Raw genomic sequence first — 8,494 nt, 5'->3', positions numbered from 1 at the left:
ATACCAGCAGAATCAATTACCAGAGTTAAAAAATGAATTCCCTGAATATAAATATATATATTCACAGGTACTTCAGGATGTTGCAAATAGGTTAGACAAAGCATATGATAATTTCTTTAGAAGAATAAATGAAAAGGAAAAAGGTAAAAAAATAAAAGCAGGTTTTCCAAGATTTAAATCAAAGAAAGTATACAAATCATTTACATATACACAATCTGGATTTGAAATATTAGATAAAACACATTTAAAATTATCAAAAATAGGAAAAATAAGAATGTTCAAGCATAGAGAAATCAATGGAGAAATAAAGGGATTAACAATAAAAAGGGAGAATACAGGAAAATACTATGCTATATTCACTGTTAATGAAAATAATAATATAAATTATTCACTGATTCCTGATAAACCAGTAGGTTTCGATTTAGGATTGTTATCATTAATAAAAACAAGCAATGATGAAGATATAGAACCACCAAAATATTTAAGAAAATCGGAAAAGAAATTAAAAAAATTGCATAGGAGTTTATCAAGGAAAAATAAAGGATCAAAAAACAGGGAGGAAGCAAGAATACAATTAGCAGGGATGGATAATCATATTTCAAATCAGAGGAATGACTTTGCACAGAAATTATCAAATAAATTAATAAAAGAATATAATTTTATAGCATTTGAGGACTTAAATATAAACAATATGGTTAAAAACCATAAATTGGCAAAGAGCATAGAGGATGCATCATGGGGTAGCCTTATAAAAGATATAATTTACAAGGCTGGGAGTGCCGGTAAATCATATCTTAAGGTTAATCCTAAATACACATCAATGAAATGCTCAAAATGTGGAAATATAAAAAATGATTTAACATTGGATGATAGAACATATCATTGTGATGTATGTGGTATTACCATTGATAGGGATTTAAATGCGGCAATAAACATATTAAATGATGCTATAGATAAGATATTTAAAATGTTTATAATAAAACATAAAAAAAAGAGTAGGCACGGACTGTCGCCGATTTTATGCCCGTAGAGGCTCAACCTCTGCAATGCAAGTTGAGTTGTTGAAGCGGGAAGCCCCATGCGTTAGCCTGGGGAGGATGTCACTAGAAATTTGTATGCATGTTTTCGGCAAATTATTTATTAGCTATAATATAACCATATTTGCTGTAATACCTATCAATAACCCCAGATTGTATTCTCTGGAAAAGTTCCGCTGCCGGTGATTGAGCATTTTCCATTAACAGCCATGAGAATTTTCTTTTTACTATATCCGGAAAATAATGCTTGAATTTCCAGTGTCTAGCCTCACTGTTCCACATTATCCCATAATCAACCTGGCCGTTCATGATTTTCTGTGGTATTTCCCTATGGGGCACGTTACATATTGTTGAACCTTCCCTGAGTTCCCCATAATAACTGCATTCTTTTTCATAATAATTCTTAAAAGCAAGTCCAAGAGAGGTGGTTGTTGGATTCGGGATGGCAAATCGCATATTTTCAATATGGCAAATATCGGGCTGTTTCCTGTCTCCCATGTAAGCAACGCAAATGCTATCCTCGAATGCCTCAGACCTGTTCTTTATTTTCATATTATGAATAAGTTCGTCATCAAGGCATACAATTTCTGGTTTGTCTTCAATAATGAGATTTCCAACAGTCATAGGAGCACCGTTGGCACGCCTTCTCACAATAACCTCTGGCAATGTCTCGAAATATGTTTGGAACCCTTCTGAAGCAAAATAGGACATTAAGGCCGGAACAATGAACCACTGGCTTCCTGGAATGGAAAATCTAATTCCATGAGGAGAACCATAAAAATCTGAAACCATATCAAATCCGGATAATGCAAACTTCATTACTAGTTATTGTATATAAATATATAATCTATATTATGGTATCGGCGATTTAGTAGGAGAGAATCAAATATTCTAACTCAATATCAATGATGAGCTCCCTGTTATAAGATCATTGAAATCTATACAGCGTTAAGGGACTCAAATCGGCCATATGAAGCATGAAATAGTCGAGGTGATTGAAAATTATTTTATTTCATCTAGAATATTTTTGATGTTTTTCGTCATTTCTCCATCTTTTACTGAGGTGCCAAGGTCAAAATGTGCCGGAATTGCTAGTTCCCGTTCACCTGTAGGTATCATAAAATATGCCTTCTGGTCTTTCCCTATGAGTATCAGTTTATCCTTTGTGGCCTTACCTGTAGCCTTATCTATATATGTATACCTTACAAATTTACCTTTATCTTTTAAAATTCTTTCCTCTATTTTTCCAGATTTTGTTTTTGTTTCATATGACTCTTCCATTATATTCTATTGATGTGATGTATATATATTTATTTTCAAATAGCTGTCTAAATCGAAGTAATGATTTTAAATTCATCTTTAAAATATATAATGTCGATTTTCGATTCACAGATACAGCGACGGACAACTTATTAGTAGAATTTTGAAAATGTGTGTTAAAATAATGAAATCTAACAAAATTTATATTTTTTCGTCTTTTTTTGTATTATTTCACAAGAATAATAACGTATTTATACGTTATACGTATAATCTGATTGCAGGTGAAAGTATGGGACAAAATCAATTAGAAACTGTTAGTTCAGTTCAAAATGAGGAGGAAAAAAAGATTATAGTCAGGACATACATGGGTAGGCCTTCTAAATTACACGAAAACCAGATGAGTGCCTTGAGGACCTCCATAGAAAATAAAAAGGTCTGCACAGTGCATGAAATTCAGGAGTATATTCGAGAAGAATTCAATGTAACATATTCATCGAAGGAAGTAAGGGAAATTCTCAGGAAATTCAATTTAACCTATTATCCACTTCTAAGGAAATATACATATCCCAGTTATTATAATGAAAAAATAATAAAAAAATTCGATTTTTAAGGAATTTTAATCTCCATTTTTCATTATTGTATTTTAGAAATTGTTATAAAGTGAAATTAAATTACATGTAATGAATATAAAAGAATACATTCAATCAAATTTTATTGTGGTAGGGCATAGAGGTTTGCCATCCAGATACGTTGAGAATACTATTGAATCTTTTGAAAATGCATTTAAGTATACCGATATTGTGGAACTGGATGTACATCTTAGTGCTGATGGAGAAGTATATATTATCCATGATTTCAATCTCGAAAGGCTTGCATCCCTTAACGAAGATATAGAAAATTTGAATTCGGATAGTATAGATCATCTTAGGGTAAGCAGGCAGAAGATTCCTAAACTGAAAGATTTACTGGGTCTACATAGGGATAAATATTTCCTAGTAGAGCTAAAAACCATACACGACGATGGCTTTATGATAAAAAATGAACTAACAAAACACACAGTAAGAATTATAGAATCCATGAAAATGGAAGAACGTGTGTGCATTATATCCTTTGATCCCTATGCCATAAGAAGAGTGAGAGAGCTTAATAAAAATATCATGCTGGGATTCGATTATGACCATCATTCTGAAAAATATATAGGAAAGATAGATTGCAAGGATTTGAAATCAATGGATGTTTCATTGTTCCTTCCGGAATTTGAGAAAGATTATATGGAAAAATTTAAAAAAATGCAGAATGCAGGATATTTTGTAGTTCCGTGGACAGTTGACGATCCAGATTTAGGCATAGTCGTCTGCAAATCAGGGCTTAACGGGTATATTACCAATAAAATAGATGCTATGCCAAAGAAATGCTAAAAAAATATAGAAAATTAAAAACTTTTTAAACCGTTTCCCGGACATTTTGGGGATATATCTACTTATGGTACCGCAGGTAATGATTTCCCTTAACAATGTTTACCTCATCTTTGGAAGAGGGGTACCCGATGTATATTTATACATGCAGAAAATTATTCAATAAAATGAAATTTCTAAAAAGAAGATAATAACATTGGTTGGTACAGAAATAAAACTTGCTAAACGATTCATTACCGGTACTGCATGTAATGGCAAAATTAGGGACGAAATCAACGCAATAGGAAATTCAATTATTGGGAATTTTGAAATGCCGTAGAAGCAACTGTTTATTGCCACCATGGTTTTTATAAAAATATTTGTATTTGTATAGCTTCGATGATACAACATTTGTTCTCCGATTCTTAAGTCTTGCAATTTTTAATTGAGATTTTACTTATTTCATGCAAAAGCTATTATACTGAAGCGTGTTTCAGTTATAATGAATAGACAGTTTGGTTTCATAATAGGTTACAGGCTTGAGGGAAAAACTCCGGTTGAACGCACACGTTTCAACAGGAAGTTTCTTGGCTATACAGACAAATCACAGTATGGCAGATTTTCCTATTCCAGAGATGGTTTCATGTCCGGGATCCCACATGTCCATGCGTTTAACGCCTGTTTCATTATCCGTAAAGACGATTTCGAAGATGTGAAGGGCTTCTGTGATCAGTATCACGTTGAACTGTTTATAAGAGAGGTTGTGCTGGTTGAATCAGATATTGAGGCACTGGGCATATGAACGGAGATTACATAAATCAGCTGGAAACCACAGTAGAACTGCTCACAAATGAAAATGCAAAACTGAGGGAGGAGAATGAGGCGCTCAGGAAGCGGCTCATAATGTACGAGAATCCACACACACCACCATCACTGCAGCTGTTCAGGCCGAAGCCTGTCAATCCCGGGGGAAAGAGGGGTGCACCCATGGGCCATAAGGGAGCAACCCGCATACACGATACACCGGATGAGGTTATCCATGTATCAGAGGAGAAATGCCCGGAATGCAGTCATCCACTTGGCTCTCCCATAAGAACGGAGAAGAAAACGATCTTCGACATACCGCCACCACAGAAGATAAAGATCACGGAATACGATCTTGACGTGTATAAGTGCAGCAACTGTGGATCAGAGATCAGGTCGAGACATATTGACTGCCCACAGACAGGCGACATGGGCATCTATCTCCTGAACTACATCACCATGCTGAAGTACAATTTGAGAGGGGTCATAAGGAAGGTGCAGGAATTCCTCATGGCAAACAATGAACTCAACCTGAGCGTGAAGGGGATCAATGACGCCCTTCTCCGTGTGGGAGATGCCTGCAGGAATGAATATACAGCCATACAGGAACGTATCAGGAGATCAAAATGGGTTCACATAGATGAAACAGGCTTTCATGTGAATGGAAAGAAATACTGGTTATGGGCCTTCAGGTCAGCGGAGAATGACATCCTCGTTGTGATAGTGGATTCAAGGGGAAGGGATGTCGTCAAAGAGACCATGGGTGAAGATTTCCACGGTCCCGTCATAGTGGACGGATGGAAAGGCTACTCCTATCTTACGATAATACAGAGATGCTGGGCACACCTGATCAGGGAGGTTGATGCATTCAAACTTGAGTTCCGCATGAGATAGCCTGTCACGATCCGTTTAGAACTCTGTTATTTCCTGTGTATTCCAACATTCTTTCCTGTTTCATATATGTGCACATTATATGCACATACTTTAATATACTAGCATGTAATATTATTTTATGTTTTTGAGGTTCACAAGGGTAAAAAGAGGATCAGCAGTACTGGAATATGCCTCCATAGCTGAAAGGGTGGTTGAGGATAATAAGCAGAAAACTTTAACTGTGAAGTACCTTGGTTCTGTGAAGTCCGATGAAGACAGGGAAAGATACAGGAAAATACTGGAGGAATACAGGGAGGCAATGAGGAAATTCTCTATGAACGATATGAATGTAAAGCCAACACTGTCTTTTGGAATATTCTATGCAGCAAGAACAATTATGGAGAGGAATGGCATGTCAGGAATACTGGAAAAGCATGCTAATTCCTATGCAGAAACATTATCATTTATGATTATCTCCAGGCTGTTTGACCCATCCTCGGACATTAACCTCATAGACATAGATAAAAGGGTGTACTATCCCTGGGAAACACACATAAGTGAGGATGGTGTGTATAGATCGCTTGATTCACTCCTGGAAAAGAAGGATTCCATAGAACTTGAAATATTCCATGCACTGAAGCCTGACACATCCATAGTGCACTATGAGCTCACATCATCATATTTTGAGGGTAGAGAGGATAATGACCTTGTTTTGTTTGGCTATTCCCGTGATAAGAAGAGGGGAAAGGAACAGATTGTAATAGGCCTTGTCATGGCTGATGGCATACCCATACACCATGAGGTATGGAAGGGCAATACTGTAGATCCAGAAACACTTGAATCCACCATATCTGTATTGAAGGAACGATTCAACATAAAGAATGTAGTATTCATAGCAGACAGGGCATTCGGAAGATCAAAGTCATTAAACCTCCTGGATCAGAATCAATACATAACGGCAGCATACAGGTGGGATAAGCCATACCGCAATATCCTCATGGAAACAGATTTCTCTGATGGCTATGTGATGGATGACCTGACCATTAAGAAGATTGCCATAAGCGTGGATGATGTGATGAAGGATGATTCCACAGAGGAGCAGAGAAAGCTAGCAGAAAAGAGGAGATATATTGCCGTATACAACAGGAAGAGGGAGGAACTTGATCTCAAAGATCTGAATGATAAAATCGATATCGTGAAGAAGAAGATATCCGATATTACGGATCAGAAGGAACTGAAGAAATCCCTGGGAAAGTTGAAATCTCTTGTGAAGTTCACAGAGAACAATACTGCACTTAATGAGAGGAGGATAGAAATACTGAAGAAACTTGCAGGTAGATTCCTCATTGTCACAAATACCGATCTCAATGAAGATGAAGTGGTATCAGCATACAAGGAACAGTGGCAGATTGAGAGGTCATTCAGGACAATTAAATCGTTTCTGGAGATCAGGCCAGTGTACCACAGGAAATCGGATAGAATAAAAGCACATGTGTTTGTCTGTGTATTATCCCTTCTGCTATCAAGGATAATGGAAAAACTTACAGTCAGGACAATTGACAGCATAAGCAGTAGCCTGAATTATCTGGATGTTGTTCCCATAACAGTTGGGAATAGAGAACTGTATGTCTCATCAGAGAGCACAGAAGCATCAGATGTTCTTAAAAGCCTGGGGATTCCATATCCCAGGATACGTGAATGTGCACATACATAATTATGTGAAATGTTACGAGAATATTTTAAAGCAGGTGTTCAGCATCTAATAATGATAATGCTTGTCATGCGGAACTCAAGTTCAAATCCTCCGGGAAGGGAAAAGAACTATCTGATGAAATACATGCAATGTTCAGTGAACTGAAGAAATCCCTGGAATCAGAAGACATGAATCTGAGAAAATCAATGAAGGAGAAGTTCGACAGCAGAATGGAAGATCTTGTAAAACGCTATGATCCATTCAGTGAATTGCACAAACCTGTGGAATACATCCGCAATGGTCTGGGATCATGGTTCACATGTCTACTGTACAGGGGAATGGAACCTACCAACAACCTTGCAGAACAGGCAATAAGGGAACATGTTGTAATAAGGAAGATCATAGGGACATTCAGATCAGAGAACGGATCACAGAATTACCAGTACATCTCATCACTGCTTGCAACATGGAACCTGAAAGGGAAGAGCATGTTTGTTGAGATGGATAAAATATTGAGAAAAGAGCTGTGTGGATTCGGGTAGCTATACAAATACAAATATTTTTATATAACATATGATTTTATATTATATGAAAACTGTAAATAAAAAGTGCCTTTTAGTGTTAGCTACTTTGTTGACAGCAGTTCTAATGATTGATATTCCATTATCCATTGCAGCAAGCCCCGCCTCAACATCATATTTGTATTTGGCAAGTGGTTCGTCGATGAATTATGTTTGCAGTAGATCTGGTTATATTGATTCCTAAACATATTCAACGCATAATGGAATTGGAAAAACTACCACAAGCAACACCAGCAGTATTCCCTACTATATGATACCATTAGGCACATACTATTACAACGTGACAGTTAGCAGCTCAAATGTTACTGCTGTAAATATAACTGTTCCCACATCATCTGGGATGACCTCGTATTCGAATTTACCAATTTCCCAGGCAAAATATATGGTGCCTATCTATGTCAGCAGTACTTCCAAAAATGTGACATTATTGCACCCAATATATCAGGGAAAATATGACAGCTTTGCCAGTAACTTCACACTTAATTATTCAAAAGCAGTTGTATTACCCTATTACAAGACGCCCTTTGGACCTGTGAAAGCTACAGAGTACATTATAGATGAACATGTAATTAGAGTAAAGGCAAACGCCACAAGGGCTACCTCATACACTAATATTACTGGTGCCATCTATGTGAACCCTGCAACGGATCTCATATTGTATGATAATGTAAATTCATATTCTAAGGACGTAAGTAGTGGAACAACTACAGCCAACGAAACATATACTGTAACAAGTATTACAACGACAAACTCACTTACCAGCACCAATGTAGTGCCGATTCATACAGATTATATAGGTGCATACGTGGGAACCGGAGTGGCAATAGTCCTCCTTGGGGCTGCGGTGTATTA

At 36.7% G+C, this 8,494-nt stretch carries 11 protein-coding genes; 9 read left to right on the top strand and 2 right to left on the bottom strand.

Annotated features, from left to right (window positions below; all coding sequences use genetic code 11):
* Positions 1 to 1,030, top strand: a 1,030-nt coding sequence (locus AMDU4_RS05930; protein ID WP_021787076.1) for an RNA-guided endonuclease TnpB family protein, incomplete at its 5' end; no start/stop codon positions are given.
* A gap of 103 nt (positions 1,031 to 1,133) precedes the next feature.
* Here the strand turns inward: AMDU4_RS05930 and AMDU4_RS05925 are convergent.
* Together AMDU4_RS05925 and AMDU4_RS05920 are read right to left on the bottom strand one after the other, a co-directional pair.
* A complete protein-coding gene (locus tag AMDU4_RS05925; protein WP_021787075.1) occupies positions 1,134 to 1,856 on the bottom strand; it encodes a hypothetical protein in 723 nt (240 codons plus the stop codon).
* Positions 1,857 to 2,039: 183 nt separating this feature from the next.
* On the bottom strand, positions 2,040 to 2,318 hold the full coding sequence (locus tag AMDU4_RS05920) for a hypothetical protein (RefSeq protein ID WP_021787074.1): 279 nt from the start codon (positions 2,316 to 2,318) through the stop codon (positions 2,040 to 2,042).
* 268 nt (positions 2,319 to 2,586) lie between these two features.
* Between AMDU4_RS05920 and AMDU4_RS05915 the strand changes: the two genes are divergently transcribed.
* From AMDU4_RS05915 to AMDU4_RS05880, 8 genes are all read left to right on the top strand, one after another.
* Entirely contained in the window at positions 2,587 to 2,907 is a 321-nt protein-coding gene (locus AMDU4_RS05915) for a winged helix-turn-helix domain-containing protein (protein ID WP_021787073.1), read from the top strand.
* Positions 2,908 to 2,977: 70 nt separating this feature from the next.
* Positions 2,978 to 3,715, top strand: a complete 738-nt coding sequence (locus AMDU4_RS05910; protein ID WP_021787072.1) for a glycerophosphodiester phosphodiesterase — start codon at positions 2,978 to 2,980, stop codon at positions 3,713 to 3,715.
* 193 nt (positions 3,716 to 3,908) lie between these two features.
* Entirely contained in the window at positions 3,909 to 4,031 is a 123-nt protein-coding gene (locus tag AMDU4_RS05905) for a hypothetical protein (protein WP_290704354.1), read from the top strand.
* Between the two features lie 162 nt (positions 4,032 to 4,193).
* Positions 4,194 to 4,493, top strand: a complete 300-nt coding sequence (locus AMDU4_RS05900; protein ID WP_021787071.1) for a hypothetical protein — start codon at positions 4,194 to 4,196, stop codon at positions 4,491 to 4,493.
* Entirely contained in the window at positions 4,490 to 5,389 is a 900-nt protein-coding gene (locus AMDU4_RS05895; RefSeq protein WP_021787070.1) for a transposase, read from the top strand. The genes AMDU4_RS05900 and AMDU4_RS05895 overlap by 4 nt, the downstream gene beginning before the upstream one ends.
* A 118-nt stretch (positions 5,390 to 5,507) precedes the next feature.
* The gene (locus AMDU4_RS05890) at positions 5,508 to 7,082 is read left to right on the top strand and encodes an IS1634 family transposase (RefSeq protein ID WP_021787069.1); all 1,575 of its coding nucleotides are present in this window, start codon (positions 5,508 to 5,510) and stop codon (positions 7,080 to 7,082) included.
* Positions 7,083 to 7,210: 128 nt separating this feature from the next.
* On the top strand, positions 7,211 to 7,603 hold the full coding sequence (locus tag AMDU4_RS05885; RefSeq protein WP_021787068.1) for a transposase: 393 nt from the start codon (positions 7,211 to 7,213) through the stop codon (positions 7,601 to 7,603).
* A gap of 289 nt (positions 7,604 to 7,892) precedes the next feature.
* Positions 7,893 to 8,494: hypothetical protein (locus AMDU4_RS05880; protein ID WP_021787066.1), on the top strand; the 602-nt coding region annotated here is incomplete at its 3' end.

Source organism: Ferroplasma sp. Type II (assembly GCF_000496155.1).
Note: the sequence above shows the minus strand (reverse complement) of the source record. Positions and strands in the feature narration are given on the sequence as shown.

Coding starts and splice junctions, on each gene's coding strand:
- AMDU4_RS05925 (WP_021787075.1), bottom strand. CDS start 1,856: ATGAAGTTTGCATTATCCGGATTTGATATGGTTTCAGATTTTTATGGT.
- AMDU4_RS05920 (WP_021787074.1), bottom strand. CDS start 2,318: ATGGAAGAGTCATATGAAACAAAAACAAAATCTGGAAAAATAGAGGAA.
- AMDU4_RS05915 (WP_021787073.1), top strand. CDS start 2,587: ATGGGACAAAATCAATTAGAAACTGTTAGTTCAGTTCAAAATGAGGAG.
- AMDU4_RS05910 (WP_021787072.1), top strand. CDS start 2,978: ATGAATATAAAAGAATACATTCAATCAAATTTTATTGTGGTAGGGCAT.
- AMDU4_RS05900 (WP_021787071.1), top strand. CDS start 4,194: ATGAATAGACAGTTTGGTTTCATAATAGGTTACAGGCTTGAGGGAAAA.
- AMDU4_RS05895 (WP_021787070.1), top strand. CDS start 4,490: ATGAACGGAGATTACATAAATCAGCTGGAAACCACAGTAGAACTGCTC.
- AMDU4_RS05890 (WP_021787069.1), top strand. CDS start 5,508: ATGTTTTTGAGGTTCACAAGGGTAAAAAGAGGATCAGCAGTACTGGAA.
- AMDU4_RS05885 (WP_021787068.1), top strand. CDS start 7,211: ATGTTCAGTGAACTGAAGAAATCCCTGGAATCAGAAGACATGAATCTG.